The sequence below is a fragment of the Halarcobacter sp. genome, assembly GCF_963675975.1.
GTDB lineage: Bacteria > Campylobacterota > Campylobacteria > Campylobacterales > Arcobacteraceae > Halarcobacter.
In genome coordinates, this window is the sequence record NZ_OY780939.1 from 3,139,152 (window position 1) to 3,160,870 (window position 21,719).

The 21,719-nt window shown below is 28.8% G+C and carries 23 protein-coding genes; 7 read left to right on the forward strand and 16 right to left on the reverse strand.

Annotated elements, in window-relative coordinates:
- Positions 1-41 precede the first annotated feature (41 nt).
- Both ACKU3H_RS15550 and ACKU3H_RS15555 read left to right on the forward strand, forming a co-directional pair.
- Positions 42-941 carry a ChaN family lipoprotein gene (locus tag ACKU3H_RS15550; RefSeq protein WP_320034780.1) on the forward strand — a complete coding sequence of 300 codons (900 nt, stop codon included), beginning with the start codon at positions 42-44 and terminating at the stop codon, positions 939-941.
- Positions 942-1,040: 99 nt separating this feature from the next.
- The gene (locus ACKU3H_RS15555; RefSeq protein ID WP_320034781.1) at positions 1,041-2,345 is read left to right on the forward strand and encodes a PAS domain-containing sensor histidine kinase; all 1,305 of its coding nucleotides are present in this window, start codon (positions 1,041-1,043) and stop codon (positions 2,343-2,345) included.
- Between the two features lie 15 nt (positions 2,346-2,360).
- Here the strand turns inward: ACKU3H_RS15555 and folE are convergent, their stop codons facing one another.
- The 5 genes from folE to ACKU3H_RS15580 form a co-directional block, all read right to left on the reverse strand.
- Positions 2,361-2,933 carry a GTP cyclohydrolase I FolE gene (folE, locus tag ACKU3H_RS15560; protein ID WP_320034782.1) on the reverse strand — a complete coding sequence of 191 codons (573 nt, stop codon included), beginning with the start codon at positions 2,931-2,933 and terminating at the stop codon, positions 2,361-2,363.
- A gap of 12 nt (positions 2,934-2,945) precedes the next feature.
- Positions 2,946-4,115, reverse strand: a complete 1,170-nt coding sequence (locus tag ACKU3H_RS15565; RefSeq protein ID WP_320034783.1) for a type II secretion system F family protein — start codon at positions 4,113-4,115, stop codon at positions 2,946-2,948.
- Complete coding sequence (locus tag ACKU3H_RS15570; RefSeq protein WP_320034784.1) at positions 4,108-4,755, reverse strand: ATPase, T2SS/T4P/T4SS family; 648 nt, start codon at positions 4,753-4,755, stop codon at positions 4,108-4,110. The genes ACKU3H_RS15565 and ACKU3H_RS15570 overlap by 8 nt, the downstream gene beginning before the upstream one ends.
- 114 nt (positions 4,756-4,869) lie before the next feature.
- The gene (locus tag ACKU3H_RS15575; RefSeq protein WP_320034785.1) at positions 4,870-5,481 is read right to left on the reverse strand and encodes a hypothetical protein; all 612 of its coding nucleotides are present in this window, start codon (positions 5,479-5,481) and stop codon (positions 4,870-4,872) included.
- A 5-nt stretch (positions 5,482-5,486) separates the two neighbouring features.
- Positions 5,487-6,134, reverse strand: a complete 648-nt coding sequence (locus tag ACKU3H_RS15580; protein ID WP_320034786.1) for a S24 family peptidase — start codon at positions 6,132-6,134, stop codon at positions 5,487-5,489.
- Between the two features lie 29 nt (positions 6,135-6,163).
- Between ACKU3H_RS15580 and ACKU3H_RS15585 the strand changes: the two genes are divergently transcribed.
- Positions 6,164-6,772: a hypothetical protein gene (locus ACKU3H_RS15585; protein ID WP_320034787.1), complete on the forward strand. Its 609-nt coding sequence runs from the start codon at positions 6,164-6,166 to the stop codon at positions 6,770-6,772.
- A gap of 27 nt (positions 6,773-6,799) precedes the next feature.
- Here ACKU3H_RS15585 and ACKU3H_RS15590 read toward each other — a convergent pair whose 3' ends face one another.
- The 11 genes from ACKU3H_RS15590 to ACKU3H_RS15640 form a co-directional block, all read right to left on the reverse strand.
- A complete protein-coding gene (locus ACKU3H_RS15590) occupies positions 6,800-7,582 on the reverse strand; it encodes a DNA adenine methylase (RefSeq protein ID WP_320034788.1) in 783 nt (260 codons plus the stop codon).
- A 98-nt stretch (positions 7,583-7,680) separates the two neighbouring features.
- The gene (locus tag ACKU3H_RS15595; protein ID WP_320034789.1) at positions 7,681-8,070 is read right to left on the reverse strand and encodes a hypothetical protein; all 390 of its coding nucleotides are present in this window, start codon (positions 8,068-8,070) and stop codon (positions 7,681-7,683) included.
- Positions 8,071-10,524, reverse strand: a complete 2,454-nt coding sequence (locus tag ACKU3H_RS15600) for a hypothetical protein (protein ID WP_320034790.1) — start codon at positions 10,522-10,524, stop codon at positions 8,071-8,073. It lies immediately after the preceding gene.
- Positions 10,517-11,482, reverse strand: a complete 966-nt coding sequence (locus tag ACKU3H_RS15605; protein WP_320034791.1) for a hypothetical protein — start codon at positions 11,480-11,482, stop codon at positions 10,517-10,519. The genes ACKU3H_RS15600 and ACKU3H_RS15605 overlap by 8 nt, the downstream gene beginning before the upstream one ends.
- Before the next feature lie 2 nt (positions 11,483-11,484).
- On the reverse strand, positions 11,485-16,305 hold the full coding sequence (locus tag ACKU3H_RS15610; protein WP_320034792.1) for a hypothetical protein: 4,821 nt from the start codon (positions 16,303-16,305) through the stop codon (positions 11,485-11,487).
- A 9-nt stretch (positions 16,306-16,314) separates the two neighbouring features.
- Positions 16,315-16,530: a hypothetical protein gene (locus ACKU3H_RS15615; protein WP_320034793.1), complete on the reverse strand. Its 216-nt coding sequence runs from the start codon at positions 16,528-16,530 to the stop codon at positions 16,315-16,317.
- Between the two features lie 41 nt (positions 16,531-16,571).
- Entirely contained in the window at positions 16,572-17,033 is a 462-nt protein-coding gene (locus ACKU3H_RS15620; protein WP_320034794.1) for a hypothetical protein, read from the reverse strand.
- Between the two features lie 19 nt (positions 17,034-17,052).
- The gene (locus tag ACKU3H_RS15625) at positions 17,053-17,724 is read right to left on the reverse strand and encodes a hypothetical protein (protein WP_320034795.1); all 672 of its coding nucleotides are present in this window, start codon (positions 17,722-17,724) and stop codon (positions 17,053-17,055) included.
- 12 nt (positions 17,725-17,736) lie between these two features.
- Entirely contained in the window at positions 17,737-18,066 is a 330-nt protein-coding gene (locus ACKU3H_RS15630; RefSeq protein ID WP_320034796.1) for a phage holin family protein, read from the reverse strand.
- A gap of 37 nt (positions 18,067-18,103) precedes the next feature.
- Positions 18,104-18,361 carry a hypothetical protein gene (locus ACKU3H_RS15635; RefSeq protein ID WP_320034797.1) on the reverse strand — a complete coding sequence of 86 codons (258 nt, stop codon included), beginning with the start codon at positions 18,359-18,361 and terminating at the stop codon, positions 18,104-18,106.
- Entirely contained in the window at positions 18,358-18,783 is a 426-nt protein-coding gene (locus ACKU3H_RS15640; protein ID WP_320034798.1) for a hypothetical protein, read from the reverse strand. The genes ACKU3H_RS15635 and ACKU3H_RS15640 overlap by 4 nt, the downstream gene beginning before the upstream one ends.
- 191 nt (positions 18,784-18,974) lie before the next feature.
- On the opposite strand from ACKU3H_RS15640, the gene ACKU3H_RS15645 reads away from it, so the two are divergent.
- From ACKU3H_RS15645 to ACKU3H_RS15660, 4 genes are read left to right on the forward strand one after another with little or no spacing between them, the layout of a single operon-like run.
- On the forward strand, positions 18,975-19,382 hold the full coding sequence (locus ACKU3H_RS15645) for a hypothetical protein (RefSeq protein ID WP_320034799.1): 408 nt from the start codon (positions 18,975-18,977) through the stop codon (positions 19,380-19,382).
- A 13-nt stretch (positions 19,383-19,395) separates the two neighbouring features.
- Positions 19,396-20,199, forward strand: a complete 804-nt coding sequence (locus tag ACKU3H_RS15650) for a phage protease (protein WP_320034800.1) — start codon at positions 19,396-19,398, stop codon at positions 20,197-20,199.
- Positions 20,196-20,657 carry a hypothetical protein gene (locus ACKU3H_RS15655; RefSeq protein ID WP_320034801.1) on the forward strand — a complete coding sequence of 154 codons (462 nt, stop codon included), beginning with the start codon at positions 20,196-20,198 and terminating at the stop codon, positions 20,655-20,657. The genes ACKU3H_RS15650 and ACKU3H_RS15655 overlap by 4 nt, the downstream gene beginning before the upstream one ends.
- 15 nt (positions 20,658-20,672) lie before the next feature.
- Positions 20,673-21,653, forward strand: coding sequence for a major capsid protein (locus ACKU3H_RS15660; protein WP_320034802.1), 981 nt, complete (start codon positions 20,673-20,675; stop codon positions 21,651-21,653).
- Positions 21,654-21,719: the final 66 nt, after the last annotated feature.

Here is a 21,719-nt window from a genome sequence, read left to right on the forward strand (position 1 = left end):
AAGATAACCTTACAATAGTTACACAAAAGAAAGGAAATATAATGTTAAGAGTTTTACTATTTTTTATTTTTATAATCTTCTCATTTGTAGGTTGTACAAATCAAAATCTAAGCCCTACCCTAACATATGATTTAGAAAAAAAAGAAGCAATATATTCATTAAAACAAGCTAAATATGTTGATATAAAAGAGTTAGTAAATGAAATTAAGAATTATCCAATTATTTTTGTTGGAGATCACCATAACAATAAAAAGACTCATAATTTTTTTGAAAAACTTCTAAAAGAACTTGATCAAGAAGGTTATAATCTAAATCTTGCAAATGAATGGTTTACTCCTCAGCACAATAAGATACTTAAGGATTATACAGATGGGAAATTAGATGGAATAAGGTTAAAAGAGAGACGACATTGGGATAAGTTTACAAGATACAAATGGGAATATGTTGAACCACTATATGAAACAGTTAAAGCAAATGGTGGAAGATTGTATGGAATTAATCTTACTAAAGAAAGCAGAAAAAAAATCTCTTTAAAAGAGTTTGATAAAATGAGTAAAGAAGAAAAAAGTTTTTATAACTCTCTAGATTTAAATGTAAGTGCACATAGACAACTTATTATGCCATACATGAAACACTGTAAAAAATTAAAACAAAAAAGTGATGAGCCATGTGAAGATAGAATGTATAGAGTTCAAGTAGCTTGGGATACATATATGGCACAAAATGTTGCAAAACTCTCAAAAGATGTTATTAAAACTTCTAAAGATAAACTTTTAGTTTTTGTAGGAGCAATGCATTTAGAAAAAAGAGTAGGAATTCCACTTAGGTTTTCAAGATTAAGTAATCTTCCTTTTTTTATCATTTCAAATGAAAAAATAAAAGAAGAGAGTGATTTAAAAATAGATACAAATAAAGCAGATACAATCTATATTTATAAATAAATTTATAAATATAGATTAATATATAAAAGACTATATTAATGGATTTATTATTATGTTAACTTAATAAATGATATAATTATTCTAACTAAAGGTTAGAATTTGAAAGACAAAAAATTTGCATTTTTTTTATCATTAATATATTTTATATTTACATTTATTTTTTTTATCGCTTTTGACACAATTATAGAATTTTTATTTACAAATAATGAATTTCAAAATAATTTATTAGAAAATAAAGAATGGATATATTTAACTTTAACCACTCCTATAATATTTATTTTTACTATATTCATATTAAAAAATTATAGAGAAAATCTTGAAAATTTAGAGGAGTTACTTGATAAAACTCCTATTGCAATTATAGTGTCTAATGAGGATGGTAGAGTATTACTTATAAATAAAAGTTTTAAACAACTAACTGAATATACACTTGAAGATATAAATAGCATCGAAAAAATTACAACTAAAATATTTGGGAGTAATACTAAATTAATAAAGAAATCTATTAAATTACTTTATTTAAGAAATAAAACACAAGATAATGGTGAGTTTGAGATTCTTAAAAAAAATGGAGATAAAATAACTTTAAATTTTAAAACATCTCCTTTTAGAACTATAAATAACAAAAAAACACTTATTACAACAGCTATAGATGTAACTGGAGAAAAAGAACAGCATAAACTCTTAATGCAAGAATTAAAAATGTCAGCAATGGATGAAATACTACAAAATATTTCCCACCAATGGAGACAACCTTTATCTTCAATATCAACTGTTTCAACTGCATTAAGACTACAAAATGATTTAGGGCAAACTTCATATAAAGATATTGATAATACAATGGAAATTATTAATAATTCGGCCCAGTATTTATCTAAAACAATTGAAGACTTTAGAGGTTTTTTTAAACCTGATCAAAAAAAGACTCACTTCTCTATAAATGAGATTTTTGATAAAAGTTTACAAATTATAGGAAATAGTTTTGAAAAAGATTCTATTAAATTTGATACAGATATAAAAGAATTTAAAATATATAACTATAGTAATGCTCTTTTACAAGTTATGCTTAATATTTTTAATAATTCAAAAGATAGTTTTAATAAAAACAAAGTTACAAATAGAGTTATATTTATAGAAGCATATACTAATGAATATAATCTAATTATTCAAATAAAAGACACAGCTGGTGGAATTCCTACTAAAATTTTGAACAAAGTATTTGAACCTTACTTTACTACAAAACATCAAAGTGTAGGTACAGGTATGGGGCTATATATGTCACAAGAGATGATTACAAAACATATGGGTGGTAAAATCTGGGTAGATAATAAAATGTTTACTTATAATAGTAAAAGCTATACAGGAGCTGTTTTTACTATAAGCTTACCTATTTCTACTATTTAGTAAACATTTTTTATTTTATTTATGTAGTGATTGAGCTACTATAGAAAGAAACTCATCTTTAGTTTTTTTCTCTTTTTTAAATAATCCTCTAAGAGCAGAAGTTACAGTTGTCGAACAAATTTTTTCAACACCTCTCATCTCCATACACATATGTCTTGCATCAATCATTACAGCAACACCTTTTGGATTTAAAGCTTCATGAAGTGCATCACAAATTTGCTCAGTCATTTGCTCTTGAATTTGTAATCTTCTAGCAAATACATCCACAACTCTAGGAATTTTAGATAAACCTACAACTTTTCCATCAGGAATATAAGCAATATGTGCTTTTCCTATTATTGGTAACATATGATGTTCACACATTGAATAAAATTCAATATCTTTTATAACTACCATTTCATCATTTGAACTAGTAAATAAAGCAGAATTAATAATCTCTTTTGGATCTTGCTTATAACCACCACACATAAACTCAAAAGCTTTTCTAACTCTGCTTGGAGTTTTTACAAGACCTTCTCTATTAACATCTTCACCAACATACTCTAATATATTTTTTACAGAGTTTTCAAAATCTTTTTCTGTACTCATTAATTATCCTCATTAAACCTTAATCATATCGTTCATATCCCATAATGGAACAAATATAGCAAAAACTAGCCATAAAATAAGTGCCATTATGATTATAAAAAAAAGTGGTTCTATTAAAAGTGAAAAAACTTTTAAATTATCATCAAATCTTTTTTTGTAAATATTTTTTATTTCACCAATTACTTTAGGTAAAGTATTTGTAACTTCACCAGTTTCAATTAAACTTAATATAACATCATCAAACAACTTTGATGACTCAAAAGAAAACCTAACACTTTTCCCTTTTTTTAATAGATATTCTATTTGAGTAATTCTATCTAAAAGAATTTGATTCTTTATTAAAATTTTTGCTTTATTTATGGAATAAATTAAGTCAAAATTGTTTTTTAATAAAATTTCAAAAACCACAAAAAATAGATGTAATTGTTTCACTTCATATAAACTATTAAAAAGTAAAATCTTATCAACTGTTTTTCTTAATATTCTGTTTTCTGAATAAATTTTATAAAATATATATACAAGCAAAATAGAGATAAGAAAAAACTCTAAAATATTTTTAGCAAAAATATCCCTTAATAGAAAAAGAGCTTTAGTAGCAAAAGATAATTCTATATTTGAATTTAGCAATATAGATTCAAAATTCGGTACTACAAAATTGAATATACCTATAAGAGCTAATATAAACGTAATTAGTAATATTATAGGATAAAGCATTGTTTTGAAAAACTCTTTTTTTATCTCATAGTTTTCTTTTATTGTATAACTTAAAAAATCTATATTAGATACACTATTCCCACTCTCTTGGATTATTTTAAATAAAGATTTTACCAATGGATTAATTTTATATTTTTTTAAATATATATTTATATCGCCAAAACTACAAAAAACCTCTTTTAGGTCTATTAAAAAACTTTTCATAAGCTCTTTTTTTTCATTTTTAATTAAAATATTCAAAGCTTCATCTAAAAGTATATTTGAGGATAACATTAGATTTAATTCATATAATCTGTTTTTTATATCTTTTTCACTTATGCTAGAAGTTAAACTAAAACTAAAACTTGATTTTTTTATTGAGATTATATTTTTTGGTAAAGTATCACTATGTAATACATTTTCTAAAACATTTTTTACTTTTATTTCGCCCTCTTCTTGATAAGTAATCTTATATTTTTGATTAAACATTTATTGCCTTATAGACTTCATCTAAAGTTATGATATTCTCTTTTACTTTTTCTTTTCCATCATCAAGCATTGATTTAAAATCTATTTTTTTTAAATAAGTTTCAATATCTTTATTATCTAAAATATAAGAAAATATATCTTTTTCAACTTTTAATATTTCAGCAATAGTACATCTTCCATAAAAGCCTGTAAAGTTACACTTTTTACAACCTTTGTTATTACACTCTTTACAAATTTTCAACACTAATCTTTGTGAATATATATATTTTAAAGATGAACAGAGTAAATATTCATTTGCTTCTAAATCTTTTAATCTTGTAATAGTCTCCAAAGTATCATTTGCATGAATTGAAGCAAAAACTAAATGTCCTGTTAAAGAGGCTTGTAAAGCTAAATCTAATGAGGTTTTATCTCTAATCTCTCCTATAAGAATAATATCAGGGTCTTGTCTTAGTATATTTCTAAGTATAGTTTTAAAATCTATTCCTAAAGATTCATTAATCTCGACTTGCTGTATATGTTTTATTTTGTATTCAACGGGGTCTTCTACAGTGATAATTTTTTTATTTTCTTGATTTAATTCATTTAATATAGAATAGAGTGTTGTACTTTTACCACTTCCTGTTGGTCCTGCAACCAATATTAATCCACTTGTAAAACGGCTTTTGAAATGTGTGTAATTTGCTAATGAAATGTTAGTACGCTGTAAAATAGGTTTTTCATGGTCTCCACACGCTTACATTTTAAAAGCAAATTATTTAAAATATTCTATACTTGCAATATCACTAATTGAACCTATATCAAAAGTAAAATCTTTTTTATCACTTTCTTCATCTAAATAAGCTAATCTAAATTCTTGTTGATGCTTATATTTCTCATATTTAGTAAAATAATCCATTTTCCCTAGATATTCATTTTCATTAATATATCTAATTTTATGATAAGTTAATTTAGGACACCTATTTAAAATCCTATTCATAAACTCCTGAGGATTATCGATAATTACAATACTATCACCAAACTTGATATTTTTATCATCTATCTCTAAAACATTCTTAAATTGTTTTTTTTCTTTTACAAAGTTTCCATACATACAATATAAAAAAGGATTTTGATTCAAATTTAACACCTTAGATGATCCATCTACTAAATCATTTCTAAAATATTTTTCATTAATAAAAGTTTTTGTTTTTGATATAGGACAATTATAAATAGCCCCTTCGAACCTATCCCCTATTTCTTCATTTGAATTTTCTCTATAATATGAAAGTCTATTCATATATATTGTTCCTTTTTCAAGCAACTGTTCCATATATTTTTTTTTACCAAATTTTATTAAATGAGTTATTTGATATTTTTCATTCATCAATATTAAATCCTTTTAAACACTCCACAAACTCTTCCAACTATAGTTATATCTTCAATATTTAATACAATAGTCTCATAAGCTTGGTTATTTGATTTTAAATATACTTTATCATTATCTATATTAACCTTTTTAATAAAGGTACCATCTGGAGTATTTACTACATAAATATTTCCATTTTTCACACTTGATAACATTTTATCAACAAATATTAAACTTTTATCTTTGATATCTGGTTCCATACTGTCACCAAGAACTTTTAACACATCAGTATATTTATAGTTTGTATTTATATAGTCTAAGAGCTTCTTGTCTATTATTAATTGTTCAAAGTCTTCTTGATAGTTAATAGCTCCACCACCTGCTGAAGTTATGACACTTCTTTGATACTTAAGTATTATATAGTTTGATGTTTGTTCTACAAGGCTCTCAGGTAGTTGATTAAAGAAAAACCAATTTATTGAGATATTTCTTTTAGCTAAGAAGCTCATGATTTCATAGTATGGTATTGAGCCTCTAGCTTTTGCTTTTCTAAAACTATCATAGTTTATATCTAAAGCTTTTGCTACATCTTTATCAAATATTTTTTTGTTGCCTAATTCGTTTGATAAGATATCTTTTAATTTATTTATTATTTCGTTATAATTAATCATTTTTTATTATGGCAAAATAAGGATAAAACATGGAAGAGATTATAAAAAATACTACCAAAACATTGATGGATATTGAACCTATAACTACATTAATTCAAAATTCAATTAACAATGGAATTAAACTCTTTGAAAAAAAAAGAAATGAAAATATAAAAAACTTTTATAATGAACTTTTAAAGGGTAATGTATCCGAAGAACAAATTAAATATGAGATTGAATTAATCAAAGCTAATGAAAACGATTTTTATAATATATTGTCTGCTTCAATTTATGATGAAGAACAAGAAAAAATCTCTATTTATGTACATATATATAAATATATAAGAGAAAATCAGCAATTATCAAAAAAAGAAAAAACATTTTATTTAAAAGCAGGTAAAGAAATTTCATATACAGGCTTTTTTCTTATCGCAAAATTCTATACAAATTTTATGCTTGGTAAATATAAAGATCCTTATTCATTTTCAAAAGTTTTAGGTGAGTCAACTTCAAATGAATATAATTATGATTTGAGTATATTGAGTAAATTTGGTTATTGTGTATTTAGTAGCATTTATTATGCTAATATTGTAAGTATAAATAAAGATATTCATGTTTTTTTTGATAATAATTATCTAATTCCTGAAAACTTTGAATAATGTAGATAAGCCTTACTCAGGCTTATCCTAATAATTACTAATAAACACCTCCTTAACCTTTTTCTCAACTTTGTGCCTATTAGCCCCAAGAGTATAATTAATCTCTTTAGTAGTTCTTATGTTAAACCCTTTATACAATTCTCTTACTACAACATTATCATTATAAGAGAGTAAAAATCTACCTTTTATGTTAGATAATAGTTCTGCAAGCTCTTCATGCTCTTTTATTCCAAATCCACCTGTATTTTTATAACAATGTTCACTTGAAACATAAGGAGGATCTAGATAAAAGAATGCATCTTCTTTATCATATAGAGGTATCAACTTTTGAAAAGATCTATTTTCAATAGTAACACCTTTTAACCGTGTAGACCATTTATTATATGATTTATATAAATCTTTTGGTTTTCTTCCAGATTTTGCATTCATTGCAAAACTCTCAGCTTTGGAACCAAAACTATGAGTCAATTGATAGATATAAAAAGCAGCTGCTTCTATTTTATTTCTAGGCTTCCATCTTCTTTTTCTGATATCTTCAAAAATCTCTCGTGCCACTAACATTTGGTTTAAATAAAAAGATAAAGTTTCTGGATTATTTCTTATTGCTCTATGCAAATTTATTAATTCTGAATTAATATCATTTAAGACCTCAAGCTTACTTTTTTCTTTTCCAAATAGTACACTTGCAGCTCCACCAAATACTTCAATATAAATCTTATGATCATCTGGAATAAGATCTATAATATCTTTTGAAAGTTTAGACTTTCCACCAATCCAGCCAAAAGGGGATTTTAATGTTGTTCTTCGCATAATTATCCTTTGTGAAAAAACGTCACTTTTTTTAGAAAAAATGCATTTTTTAGTTAAAATTCTTATGCAGTCAACTTGGGGAAGGTGGCTGTAGCTTATTAAATTTCTATTGCTTTAACTGCTGCGATTGCTTCATCTTCACTTTTATAATTTTCTATAAAAATTTGATTTATACTCTTCTCTTTAATCCATTTTTCATTTAGTACAGCCTCTCCATTGATTACTATGGCAGCCCAAATATCTTTCATCTGTGTTTTTGTTATATTTGGATGAAAGTCGTTCTCTGCATCTTTTACTGTTGTGGTCTCATTTTCTTGCATCAGTTCCCACTTTGACTTAAAATCGTCTTTATTCTCCCTCCCTCCATCTACATAGATGTTTAGTGACTTAACAAAGACTTTTGGTTTTGAATTAAGAATATCTTTATACTTTTTACTTACTTCTTGAAGTTTTACTAATTTTGCTATTTCTAATTGTGTTCTTTTCATCTACATAATCCTTATCTTTAAATTATTAGCTGTTAAAGCTTTAAATCTTAAGTTTTCTAAATCTAGCATTGAATAAGTATATTCTGCATCTGGAACTTTTTCCCACCTTGAATTAGCGTCATAGTTAATACTTACAAGACCATCTGAAATAGGTGTCTCATCTACATTATTTGTATATAAAGCCATTCCAAAGTTAAATTTTACTTTAGGCTCTGGGTATTCTGTTAGAGCTTCTATCTCAGAACCACTCATATGATTAGCTACTATACTCATAGCCTCTTCTAAAGCTACAAACATTTTATTTTCACTTGCACTAGTCCAAGTTTCGTTTTCGTAGGTAATGTCTGAATTGTATTCCCAAACTCCATTATTGTCTCTTGCTATATTTCTTATCACTCCCCCAATAAAAATGCACCAAGTATTCTTTTCATCAAAAGAGAAAAAGTAATTAGTTACTTGCCCATTTAATGTTTCAGATATAGTCATAGAATTGAAATTTGTAAAAAAATTAGTATTTACTGTAGAGTCTGCGATTGCCACTAAATGTTTATTTGTTGGAGTAAAAGATGTAGTTCCAGTGTCAAATCTTACAATTTTATGATTAGGTATTCCAGAATCATAAATACTTGCAAATATATCTCCATTCGGAAATGCACCTGCTTCAATAAAAACACTAGCTGTAGTAACTCCTGTAAATAATGTTTCATCTACTATTATTGAGGATGTTAGATAATCCCAAACTATATAACCGTTTTGGAAGATTAAATAAACATATCCTGTATGTGAGTCTAATATCGCATATTTAAATGTTGAATATGAAAGAGTTGCATATACTTTAACAATAGTCCTTGGTGTTGTTAGTACTAAATCTGTACTAATTTCATAATAATTCAATGAATCTGGCCCATCATTAGTTGCACTAAATAACAACAAAGAATTACCATAAGGTATCATGCATTGACTATTTGAGTTATACACTGTTTGTGCAGATAGTAACGTACTTGCAGTTTTCGTTCCTGTGCTTGTAACTTTTGATATTGTTAAACTATAAGACGTACCAGCTGAATTAGGTTGCCACAGAGCAACATATGCAATATTATTCAATGATGTTATAGTAATTCCTTTATTTCCTTTATTTGTTGTTGCCGGAATTGCTACAGCAGTGTATAGTTCTTCATAACCTGATGCTCCGCTAAAACAATGTAATCTATCTGCAAATACATAAGATGAGTTATATGACTCTATATAAAAATAAAATTTATTATATTCTTTATCATAGTGAAAATCCTTAAATGATGAACGTGTAGTATATACAGCAGTAGCAATCGAAGTTCTAGCAGTTACTAATTCAGCTTCTTTTGTAAATACTGTTCTAGTAACTGTAATTTGTGATGCCGCGGTGCTTTCAAGCAATATTATATTACCTACTTCGTTTTCAAAAACTGCACATGGGATATACCCTGTACCTAAGCTAGTTGAAAATTTCATTTCTTCTGATATAGCATCAATAATTTGCAGAAAATAAGTACCTCCGGACACATATGATGTAACTATATCGCCATTGCTAAGAGCATAGGTAATAAATCTATTAGCAGAATACTCCATATTTATTATATTTTTTTGCGATCCATTTCCAAAAATATCAGTTCGATTTATTTCAACTCCAATTAAACTACTTTTTAAAGCTTTTAAACTCCAATCTCCACTTGCTATAGCAGTAGTGTCTGTAAAATTTACAATAACAGATGCACTTCCATCTGTAGCAGTTATTACAGCACTTCCGCCATTGCCCGAGACAATCATTCCGATATGCTCTGTTGCAAAATTACCACTTTCTAAAGTTAAAGTTATATTTCCAGTTGCTCCACTTGGTGTTAATGTAGTATCTAAGCTATAGTCTTTAAAGCTATAATTATTACCATCGACATTCATTGTTGTGTTTATAAGTCCTTTGTCAATAACTTCTTTTTTTACTACTACTTCAGGATTGTCTCGAGGGATAGAAAAGTTAATAATAAACTCTTCATTCTCTTCAAAGCTTCTTGTTGTTTCAGCGATTGTATTATCTATTGTAATTCTTTGCCAATTTGCACTTGGTGGCATATCTATATTATTATCTACTTTAGAGATATAATTTACACCGTTATGAGTAACAGACTGAGCAATGCTATAAACCTTTGCATTACCTTGCTCATCTAAAGATGTCCAATCTCCTTTATAGTTTGCTAATCCGTTTAGTATTAGAGATATTTCATTTATGCTAGATGTATTTTTATTTATTTGTTCAATTGCATTATTTAGTTCTGGAATAAAAATTGCTAATTTTTCTGACAATTCTTTATTTTCTTTAAGCCATATTGCAACGGCTTTTGAGTATTTTCTTGCACTTTCATAATTCGGTCTATCAGGAAAAGTTGATAAAGCTGTTATTACTGTTTGTATTTGATTAATCATTTTGATAATCCCTTATTAACGATTTAATTTCTAATGTATAAGAAGTATCTTCTGGATCTACAGGTGTGTCTAATTCTGTATATATCCCTAAAATATTTGTAGCATAGATACCTCGTGCAGGAATAAACACGAAAGGTTTTCCTTGTATTTTAGATAGTTTTTTATCTAGAATATTGAAATCCATATCTGTGTAAACCTCTGCTGTTATGGTGTTAAAGGCAAGTGCATTTTTAAAGTTTATATTCCCGAAACGATCTCTATCATCTATATTTATAGAGGACTTATTTTGAGATAGAGAATTTCTTACTGTAAAGCCTAAATCTCTTTGCATACCTACAGTGCAAAAAGCACACTCAGCTATAGATCCTGGGTTTTTTATTTTTATAGTAACTGTAGTGTCGTAATAAATTGGAGGAGTAGCAGTAAATCTATCTACTATTTGCTCTTGAGTCATTGCTGCAATAACATTATCCAAAGTTTCACTTGGGATTATTGAAGACAATTTTTCTTGTAGTTCTTGCTCTGAAAACAAATAGTCTGCAAAATCTTCTAACTCATCTTCTACTAGATCAAAAGTTTTTGTATATATTTGTGCATTTGTATCATTATCTATCATAGAAATTTCTACTTCTTTTGCAACAAGACCAAAAAAACTTATTGCATCTATATTTATAGCTTTAAAAGTAACTTCTATACTTTCAGGATTTGTAGTTTTGCCTGAATTTGTATAGTCAAACATTCGAAGATAGTTCATAGGTTCACTATCCCAGATTTCTAAATTAGCTTTAGGAGTAAGCCCTTGTATGTCATTTAGTGTGCAATAGTAATTTTTTCCATCCTCTTCTACTGTACATATTTCAGCTTTTGCATATACTTTTTCTGGATTATATGCTTCATAATCTGTTTTAGGTACATTTGTAGTAAGAGGAGTTATTTGTTGTAGAGTATGTCCTATCATATTTATGCTCCTTCTTGTAAATCTTTTAATAAATTTTGTTTTTGTGTTTTAAGAACTTTTTTAGTAGCTTCCGCATGTTTAGAAGAGATAATATTTAGTCTTCTAAGCTCTGCAACAATTTTCTCTAGAACATCATTTTCTTTTTGTGCTTTTTCTTCTTTTATATAAGAAGTTGTATTTATAATTGTTGTTCTTGAGATATTGTCTTGTATTACCTCATTTTGACCTCTTATTAAATCTTTTAGTTCTTCTAAACCAAAAAAGTCACGCCCATCTAAAGGAATAATAAGTTCGCTGTAATCTTTTTCTCCTATATGACCGATTACACCACCACGACCACCTTGAACCACTCCCCCATCTGCGAAAGGAACTATATTACTTGCTGTTAGTCTTTTGAAAGTTGGATAATCTAAATCCCAAAGTGCATCAAAATCATAATCAGGAATACCATAATTATCTAATAACTGATTTGCTTCACGATTATTTATTGAACCATCGGCATATCTATTATCAATTAAATTTTTCCCATATTCCACATTGTTAGCAGCTAACCAGCTCAAAGATTTTGAGATATCTTTAAAGTTATTAGCTCCTCTTGCAATAGATACAGCTAAATTATCTTCAGTAATATTTGGATCATTTAATAGAGCATTCTTCCAATAGCTGTACCCTGATGAATTCACATCTGGTGTACGTCCTAAAACTTCTTTAAAAGCTTCACTTACAGAACTTGGTTTACTACTAGTATTATTCTTAAAGCTATTTTCTAAGGCACTTTTTAACAGTTGCATTTGTTGTATATATGTACTATTTACGCTATTTATACTACTCTGAAGATTTTCATCTAAAGCAGCTATTTGACTATCTATACTGTTTAAAACTAAAGTAGAAGACTCCAAACTTTTATTTAGATCATTTAATGTTGCAGATTCACTTTTACCAGCTAAGTCTTTTACTTCATTTGCAAGTGTTTTAAGTCTTCTTTCATACTCTTCTGCAGTTTTACTGTCTGTTTTTATGTATTCTGCATAAGAAGTTGCATATTTACTAAAATCGCTAGTTAAAGAAGATACATCTGCTTTATTCTCAATACCATCTTTTATCTCTTTGTAAAGTCTATTATATTCTGCAACTGTAAAGCTATCTGCATTTTCAGTTAAGCCCATTATATCTCTATAAGTACTGTTTAAAGACTTAGTTGTATTTTCAAAAGCTTTTACAAGATTTTGTGCAGTTTTTTGCTCTTCTTGTAGTTGTTTTTGTCTTTCTTGTAACTCTGTCTTTCTATTATTGTTTTCTTCTGTTATTCTATCTATCTCAGCTTGTTTTGCTTCTTTTAATTGTTCTAAGATATCTTCTGCTGTATCTAAAGAAGCATCTTTTACAGTAATAGAGTCTAAAGTTAGAGTCTTAGGATTTGTAATATTATCTATCTCTTTTATTATGTCTGTATAATCTTCTATTAGAGATTTATTAGCTTGTAAAAGTTCTAATCCTGCATCTGTTAAACCATAAGTCGAGTTTTTAAGAGCAATAAATAAAGAGTTTAATTCTTCCATATCTTTTGCAAGATAAGTTATATCTATAGCAGAAGCTAAATCACGTGCTAGTTGGATATCTGTTTTAAGGTCATCTTGATATGTTTTTGTATTTTTTCTACTATTTGCCATAGCATCAGATACTAGTTCAATTTGTTCAATATAATCAATCACGTCTGCAACGCCATTTGAGAAAGTTTGATTAGTTAGTCGTCCTAACTCTTTTGTAACTTCTATTTGTGCTGCCATGTCTTCTACATTGTTGCTCAACAATAGAGAAAACACATCAGTAGCATTATATGCTTCGTCAATTAATAAATCTAAATCTCCAGCTCTAAAAAGATCATTTACATTCATTGTCAACATTGGTCGAAGTTTTTCAATCTCTTCAATATTTTGAGTAATATATGAAGATAGAGATGAACTACCTCTTAATCTATCAACTTCTTTATAGGCTTCAGCCAGTCTTTGAGTTTCATAATACATATTTCCTGTTATTGAATCATACATATCTTGTAAATCCTCAGACTGATCTGATAGTTCTTGTATAGAAGAAACAATTGTTACAGCATATTCATTAACTACGTTTTGTAAATCATTTCGGAACTGATCTATAAAATTTTGTAGTTGATTACCAAAATAAGGGAATCGAGTAGCCACATTATTTACTGTCTCCTGATAGTCATCTAAGTATCTAACGATATTCAACCCATCATAAGGCTCAAAATCTTCATCTCGATTATAGAAAGGTTGTACCATTTGAAATAATTCAGCCATCAATCCACCAAGCTCACTAGAATCTGCGAATATGTCGTTTATTGCAAACTTGAAATCTCTCTCGAAAGACACATAAGAAGATATAATTTTTAATTGAGCTGCGCTACCATTTTTTTCAATTGCTTCTAGTAGAGATATTTGTCTATCTAGTCTATCGGTAACGATTTTATAATCTGCTTCCATCTGCTTTCTTTGTGTTTGTGCAATATCAGAAACAGATATGCTACCTCCACCACTAGCACCACCAGCTGTACTACTACCATTAAACATAGTCATTACACTAGCCATTAATGCAATCATTGCTCCTACTCTAGCAATAGCTGTATAAGGATCTCCACCTCCAGCGTTTGTAACAGCTACGGTAGCATTTGCACCAGCTTCTGTCATTTTTGCACTTGTATTTGCTGTAGAAGCTGCAACTCCAGCTGTAGCAGCAACTGTTGAAGCTTCTGCTTTAAACATTTCACTTAATGCTACTGCTTGATTTGCTATTTGTAGTCCAACTTGTAAAGCAGTAAGTACTTTGTATCCAGTTGATTGTTCTTCAAACATTCCAGCAGCAGCTCCTGCCATAGCAGAATATCCATCAATTTGATTACTAAAATACTTAGTTTGGTCTTTTGCATACTTTTTACTATTTTTTTGAGCAGCAGTTAAACCATCATTATATGTTTCCCAAGTTTTATTGTTTTTGCCTAATTGGGAAAATGCATCTGATATACTCATAATTGACTTTGCAGTTCCGTCAAGTCCGGCAACATCAAAATTTATTTCAAAATTAAAACCATTTTCAAAACTTTTAAGATTATCTAATTCTTTTGTTAAGGCTTTTATATTGTTTATCTTTGATTCATTCTCAGTATATTGCTTTGCAGTTATTTGCCCACTCATCAATAACTCTTGATTTTTAAGATGCAGTAGAGCTTGTTGTACTGGAATTTTATTTTCCATAGCTATTTTTTGAGCTTCAATCTGTTGTTTAATATCTGTTTCAATATCAGCTAAATTTAATCCATTAAAATCGTTTTTCATAAAGTCAAATGCAGTTTGTAGTTGCTGTGCAGTTAGAGTTCCACTTTGAGCTAAAGATACCATTTTTTGATTGGTTGAATTTAACCACTTTTCGTATGCAGTTCCTGTTGTTTGAATAAAGCTATTATATGCGATTTCTTGTTGTTTTATCTTTTTTGCAATTTCTGCAGAAGTATCTACTTCATTTACATTTTTTTTAGCAACTAATATTCTTTTTTTATTAGTTTCTTCTTTTGTTATTGTGTTTTCATATTGTTTATTTAAAGCTATTAACTCAAGATTTAGAGCTCTTATTTCAGCTTTTATTTTTCCATCCCCACCTTTTCCAAACATTTTTTCAAAAAGGCTAGTTTCTTCTAATGATTTTGTTTTTTCTTCAATTTGACTATAAACATCAATTACTCTTTTGTTTAACTGATTAATAGTTGTTAACTCATCTATATCTTTAAAATTGTCGTAAAACTCATTTACTTGTACAGTTAATTTTGCTAGTAAACTACTTGTACTATTTATACCTTTTTTTACATCATCAAAAAAAGGTTCCACAGAAGCTCCAGCAAGAATATTAAAATTATTTGATAAGTTAGAAACAGCAGTATCATATGTTTCTAATGGTTGTACATCCTTTAATTTGCTATTTATAGTTTCATATATATTTGAAGATTTTTTTAGTGTTTCATTTGTTAGCCCTAAAGAGCCCAATAATCTTCCTAGTTCACTGTTTGACATTACAGTACCAGTTGCAAGTCCATCCACACCTGCTAATAACTGATTAAACTCAACTCCAGCACTTCCTGCTGTAACTGATAATTTTTGAGTTAAATCAATCATTTCTTTATTTGATACACCTACATTTTTCATTGATGCATACATAGCTTTATAAATTTCTACTGTTTGATCTAAAGTATGAGGAGTAGAAGCATTAATTTTAGTAAGTTCTTCAATACTTTTAGTAGCTTCTCTATTTGCTAGTGCATACTTTTCTTGTATAGATAAATACTTTCCTGTGCTGTCAATGTTTTCAGAAGTAACAACAGCTAAAGTTGAAAGTCCACTTGAAAGATTTTCGGCTGTTTTATTATAATTTATTCCTTGTATATAAAGTTCTTTACTTGCTTTTGCAACTGCTAAAATAGGTACTGCAACTGCTGCAAATTTTACTAATTTAGACTGTACACTTGAAATTGTATTTGAAAAGCCAGCCATTGAAGATGAGCTTGTTTTGGTTTTGTTATCTAAGTTATCAAAGTCTTTTGCAGTTTTTCTAACACTGTTACCTATATTATCAAACTCTTTTGCAGTATTTTTTAGGGAGTTGTTTCTCTTTACAAAAGAGCCTACAGAGTTATCCAGCCCTCTTACAGAGTTTGCAGTAGTTCTAGAATTATTACCTAAAGTTTTAACTCTATCAGCAACAGTATTTATAGCTTTACTGTCTGCTTTAGTAGTTATCTTTATGTTTATATTCTTATCCACAACAAACCCTTACTTATCATTTAACTTTTTATTTTCTATTAATAACAGCCTTTTACAAGCTTTTAGTGTAAACATATAGTCCACGTCCAGCTCTTTACAAGTTTTTTCTACTACTGTTGTATCTACCTCATAGATCATTCCTGTAAATGTAGGTACTACTTTCATAGATGTATAGAAGATATCTACAACTATTTGTTCATCTTCACTTAGCTTAAAATCTTGCATTGTAGAAAATTCTGCATTCTCTACATATGCAACCAGCTTCGCTACTTTTTTTCTTTAGACTCTGCAAGTGCTTTTAAAATATCTGTCATAACAACTTGCATAGGGAAGTTGTTTTTCTTTGCATCAGCTTGTAATTTATCTTTATCTTTTCCACTAATTAGATATTCAAATCTTTTTTCATCTGCTTTATTATTTAGTTCAACAGCTGCTGCTTTTTGTACCTTAGGAGTTAATTTTTCTATTTCAGATAAAAGAATTCTTTGCTCTTTTAAAACTTCTAACTTTTCTGGACCTTCTAAAAGAGGAATCAACTCTGCGTTTGTAGACTTTCTATCTTCAAGCATCTCTAACTTATCATTCAATTTCTTGTAATTTTCAACTGCTTCAGCGTCTGCTTTATCTAAAGCTTCCAGTTCTTTTTTTTGCTCAGGTGTCGCAAAAGAATAAATTACTTCATAAGCTTTCTCATCAATATGTACAGTTACAGTAAATTTTGTTTTCATTTTTTCCCTTTTTTATTTTTTATGCATCATATAGTTCAAATAGATTTTCACCGTCTTTTTTAAGACATTTACCTTTTAAAGAGATTTTTGCAAAATCACTTCCAGAAATTGCGAAGTCTCCATCAAAACTTAAGTTAATAGAAGGAATCACTAAAATCTGTGCTTTATCTGTTGCTAAGTTCACACCATCTACGATAATTTTCCCAAAGTTGTTTTTCTTAGCTTCAGGCTTTAGCTTTTTAACTGTTGCAGGATATGTTCTATTTGCACATTTTGCTACATCAAAAGCACCTGCTGTAATATCTTCAGTCGCAATGTGGATCTTAGTTCCTGTATCATCCAAAATTAGCTCACCAATAGCAGCTGCTTCATCTTTTGCTCTAATAGTTTTTCCTGTAGGAAAAATATCTCCAGCTTCGTAAGTAATTTCTTCTACTAGACCTTTAAAAGCAAGTGCAAGATTTGTTAAATTTAAATCTCCAATCTCAGTTGTAAACTCATATGTAGCTTTAGTATCAATTTCAACTACAGATTCCTCTACATTTTCATCGTTGCTTAGTAGCTCTTTTTTTTCAGAACTTCTAGCTAGATTTACACTTTGTTGATATCCTAAGATGATTGCCTCTGTTTCACCAAGTGGTAAAAAACTAATTGTTGCAGAACTAAGTCTTGCTATCTTTTCATTTGCCATTTTTTTGTCTCCTTATTTTTCAATTTTAAAATATTTATTCGCCACTTTTGGAATAAAAGCTTCTATAAAAACTATCGCTTTAGTACCCATATGGGAAGTTATTCCAATTACCCCTGCAGTCACAAGTTCATTCAAACCAACACCTTTACAAATAAGATAAGTTACAACTCCCACAAAAGCAGCTATAAACATATCTCCTATAAATTCGCTCAAAGAAAACCTATCTATAAGTCCTGCTTTGCTTTTTCTTATGTATGAAGTAATTCCACCTGCAAAAGATAAAATACTCACATAAAGAATCACCCACATATACTTTGTAAAAAATGCTGTTATAACTTCCATGCCTAAAACCTACATATCAAAAAAATCTTGTTTTTAGCTATTCTGTAATAGCACCATTTATTACCTTACCCGTTGATTGCTCCACACTGTAAGCATATTCAATAAGCTCAGCTATCTTATCCAACCTTTTTTCTTCAATCTCTTTTTTTGTGTAATAACTATCAACACCTTTTACAACAACCTTATAAACAGGAACTCTATTGTCCCAAAGAAATTGCCCTGCAGAAGTGGCACATCCTGTAAATATTAATACAGAAATAAAACCAGCAATGAGCATTAAAACTATTTTCTTCATCTAAACTCTCCTTTAAAAGTTATTATTTTTTCATTAGATACTGTCTCTTTACCATCTTTAAATGATCTGTCACCAGCTTCAACTACTGCAATAAAATATTTAGTAGCTCTTAAAAGTCTAGGAATAACCAAGAGTTTATCTTTTGAGTACCATTTGCTATTCATCCCAGCATTTAAAACAACTGCTGTCATGTTGTATAAAAACATCACATCAGTAAAGATTTTATCAAGCCAAGTTACACCATGAATATATCCATGGTCGTGGGGACAGCAACACTTTTTAGAGATATCCAAACCATAAAGTGTATTTGGTACAAGTTTCCCTGATAAATCCAAATCCGAACCACAACCGTTGCATTCTTCTTTTATAGCTTTGTCTCTATTTTCCCACCACTCTTTAGTTGCGTATAAAGGTAATTGCATATTAAACTCCTATTTTGACTAATACAGTAACTGCATAATCTTTTTTTTAAAACACAGAATTTTAAAATAATAGATACGAAGTAAGAAAGAGAAGTCTTTCATTGCAATTTTTCCTAGAAAAACTTCGCTAGATTAACTACTTACTAAAGTCCTAAAATACCTATCATTAAATTTATAAGGTTAAAGAAAAGATGCAAAATTTTGAAAAGGGTGTTATTCAAGCTTTAAAAGATGCAAATATAAATACTCAAAAATACTTTGGAGAATTTGCAAATCCTCAACAAGTAAATATAGACTTAAATAAAGTTCCTATAGTTTTTGTGGATTATACAGGTTCAACTCCTGAAGGAAGACTCAAAGAAAATCATGAGTTTTATTTATATATAGCTCATCTTTCATATTCAAATAATGAAACAAATAGATCAAACAAACACTATGAACTATATGACTTATTTAAAAATATAAAAACAGCTTTAAACCTAAAAAGCTTTGATGATAGTGAACCAATAACTTGGGGTAAAAAACAAAAGATATTTGATGCAGTTACACAAAAAGGTTATCTAACAGTATTTACTCAAGTATTTACAGCTGAAATTTAAAAAGGAGAAGAAATTGAAAAAGTTACTTATATGTAGTGCTGCTGGTGCCGTACTAGCATTTAATAAAGATGAATCTACAAATACAATCACTATTGCTGTTGTAGGTCATTGGAAAGGTCATATTCATGGTGAGTTTGATTTAACTGTTGAAGATTTAAAACAAATCAAAACTAACTTTGATAACTCAAGTTTAGATGTTGTTATTGATTTAGATCATGCAACACTTTATCAAGGAACAGGAGAAGCCTATGGTTGGATAAAAGAACTAGAAGTTGTAGATGAAAAGCTACAAGCAAAAGTTGAGTGGTTAGAAAGTGGTAAAGAGTTAATTGAATCAAAAAAGTACAAATATATTAGTCCTGTATTAAGTCCAAATACTATTGATGAAGAAACAGGAAACAATATTGGTTGGACTTTACATAGTGCTGCTTTAACAAACAGACCATTTTTTGAAGACCTTGGCGAAATCAAAGCAAACAACAAATCAAATACAAAGGAGATTGAAGAGATGAAAAAAACTCAAGAAGAGTTAGAACAAGAGAACGAAACTCTAAAAGATGAAAATCAAAAACTAAAAGATGAAAAAGTGGAAGCTGAAGTTGATGCAGCAATTACAGCTAACAAAGTAAGTAAAGAACAAAAAGATTCTTTAATTGCTTTAGGTAAAGCAAATCCTGAAGAACTTACAAAACTTTTAGCAGCTGCTAAACCAAGTAATCCATTTGGAAATGATGGTGAGCATTTTGCAGGTTCAAACAATGGTGGTGGTCAAGATGACAAATATGATGTATTAGCATTAGGAGGATTTAACTCATGAAACAATACACAGGTGCAAATGTAGCAAATATTACAAAGATTAGACAAAGTGATGTATTTATTGGAAATACTATAACTGTAGTAGGAACTGTAACTGTTCCAACATTAGCAGATGGTGAAGCTTTAAAGCTTGGAACTTTACTTAGAAGTTTAGATGGTGGATTAACATGGGATGTTAAACCTGCTACCTTTGATACAAGTGCTGATACGGATGATATCGTTTACTATGAAGGTAAAACATATAAATCAACAGCAGATGGGAACGCAAACCTTCCAAGTACTTTAGCAGATTGGGAAAACTTAGGTGATTGGGATGCAAATGGTATTTTATACAATGATATTACAACAACATCTAAAACCACTGTTGTAGTGACTGCATCAGCAAAAGGTAAATATTTACAAGGTTTTGATGAATTTTTAAGACCTATAATGTTTAAAAACAAACTATTTGTTAAATAAAAAAAGGAGAAATAAATGACTTTCGTAAATATTATGAAATTATGGACGCTTACAACTATGTTAAAAGCGATTATGCAAATTAAGGTGTCAGGAACTTATGTTTTTGATAAATATTTCAAAAAAAATGCAAAAGGTATTCTTGGAAATACTGCCAAACTTAAAATTAAAAGAGGTGGTTCTATTGTTCTTAAATCATTAGCAAAAAATGCAGACAGATTAAGAAGAGATACAAAAGATGTATATGAGCTTACTATTGAACTTCCAAGATTTGGTTTAACAGCTGAGATTTTAGCCCATGAGATGAATGAGTTTGAATCATTAGAAGGTGAAGCAAAAGTTGAAGCAGTTTCAAAAAGAATCAAAGAACTTATGAAAGAGCATTTAGATGATTACGCAACAACAATTGAGTATATGTCTATTGGTGCATTATTTGGAAAAGTGATTGATGGAGATGGAGTTGTATTGTTTGAGTTTACTACAACAGATGATCCAATTGAGTATAAAAGTGTGGATCATGTTGAAACACTAGACAAAATTGATGATGCTTTAGTTGAAGAATTAGGTATGGAAGTACCTTATGAGATTCTTGCTTCACCTGTATTTATTACAAGATTAGCAGCAGTTGCAAAAGCTAACAATGAATTTAAAGATAGTGGAGAAGCTAAATGGCTAGATGAAGATGGAAAAAGAATTTTGGTTTACAACTCTAAAAGATATATTCCATTTAGAGCATCTTGGACAGATGAAGATGGAAATACACATCCATTTGTATCTGAAGGTGAAGCAGTAGTTATCCCATTATCTACAAAAGTATTTGAAGCTGTTTATGGAAGAGCAGATCATACTGATGCATTTAAAGCAGCTCCACAATTATATTTTGCATCAGCTCCAGAGAAGATGCAAGGTGGAAAAGGTTGGAGTTTTGACACTGAGGTTAAGATGATTCCTTATTGTGCAAGACCAGGGGCATTAATTAAACTGAAATTCTCAGAATAATTAAAAATCAAAATAAAAGCCTCTAGGGGCTTTTATTTATAAATTCGACTAATCTATCGAATAAAA

Bases quoted from the DNA above. Each gene is read 5' to 3' on its own strand.
- ACKU3H_RS15585 (WP_320034787.1), top strand. From the start codon at position 6,164: ATGGAAGAGATTATAAAAAATACTACCAAAACATTGATGGATATTGAA.
- ACKU3H_RS15605 (WP_320034791.1), bottom strand. From the start codon at position 11,482: ATGATAGGACATACTCTACAACAAATAACTCCTCTTACTACAAATGTA.
- ACKU3H_RS15635 (WP_320034797.1), bottom strand. From the start codon at position 18,361: ATGAAGAAAATAGTTTTAATGCTCATTGCTGGTTTTATTTCTGTATTA.
- ACKU3H_RS15550 (WP_320034780.1), top strand. From the start codon at position 42: ATGTTAAGAGTTTTACTATTTTTTATTTTTATAATCTTCTCATTTGTA.
- ACKU3H_RS15565 (WP_320034783.1), bottom strand. From the start codon at position 4,115: ATGTTTAATCAAAAATATAAGATTACTTATCAAGAAGAGGGCGAAATA.
- ACKU3H_RS15645 (WP_320034799.1), top strand. From the start codon at position 18,975: ATGCAAAATTTTGAAAAGGGTGTTATTCAAGCTTTAAAAGATGCAAAT.
- ACKU3H_RS15640 (WP_320034798.1), bottom strand. From the start codon at position 18,783: ATGCAATTACCTTTATACGCAACTAAAGAGTGGTGGGAAAATAGAGAC.
- ACKU3H_RS15630 (WP_320034796.1), bottom strand. From the start codon at position 18,066: ATGGAAGTTATAACAGCATTTTTTACAAAGTATATGTGGGTGATTCTT.
- ACKU3H_RS15655 (WP_320034801.1), top strand. From the start codon at position 20,196: ATGAAACAATACACAGGTGCAAATGTAGCAAATATTACAAAGATTAGA.
- folE (WP_320034782.1), bottom strand. From the start codon at position 2,933: ATGAGTACAGAAAAAGATTTTGAAAACTCTGTAAAAAATATATTAGAG.
- ACKU3H_RS15620 (WP_320034794.1), bottom strand. From the start codon at position 17,033: ATGAAAACAAAATTTACTGTAACTGTACATATTGATGAGAAAGCTTAT.
- ACKU3H_RS15600 (WP_320034790.1), bottom strand. From the start codon at position 10,524: ATGATTAATCAAATACAAACAGTAATAACAGCTTTATCAACTTTTCCT.
- ACKU3H_RS15660 (WP_320034802.1), top strand. From the start codon at position 20,673: ATGACTTTCGTAAATATTATGAAATTATGGACGCTTACAACTATGTTA.
- ACKU3H_RS15625 (WP_320034795.1), bottom strand. From the start codon at position 17,724: ATGGCAAATGAAAAGATAGCAAGACTTAGTTCTGCAACAATTAGTTTT.
- ACKU3H_RS15615 (WP_320034793.1), bottom strand. From the start codon at position 16,530: ATGCAAGATTTTAAGCTAAGTGAAGATGAACAAATAGTTGTAGATATC.
- ACKU3H_RS15580 (WP_320034786.1), bottom strand. From the start codon at position 6,134: ATGATTAATTATAACGAAATAATAAATAAATTAAAAGATATCTTATCA.
- ACKU3H_RS15575 (WP_320034785.1), bottom strand. From the start codon at position 5,481: ATGAATGAAAAATATCAAATAACTCATTTAATAAAATTTGGTAAAAAA.
- ACKU3H_RS15590 (WP_320034788.1), bottom strand. From the start codon at position 7,582: ATGCGAAGAACAACATTAAAATCCCCTTTTGGCTGGATTGGTGGAAAG.
- ACKU3H_RS15595 (WP_320034789.1), bottom strand. From the start codon at position 8,070: ATGAAAAGAACACAATTAGAAATAGCAAAATTAGTAAAACTTCAAGAA.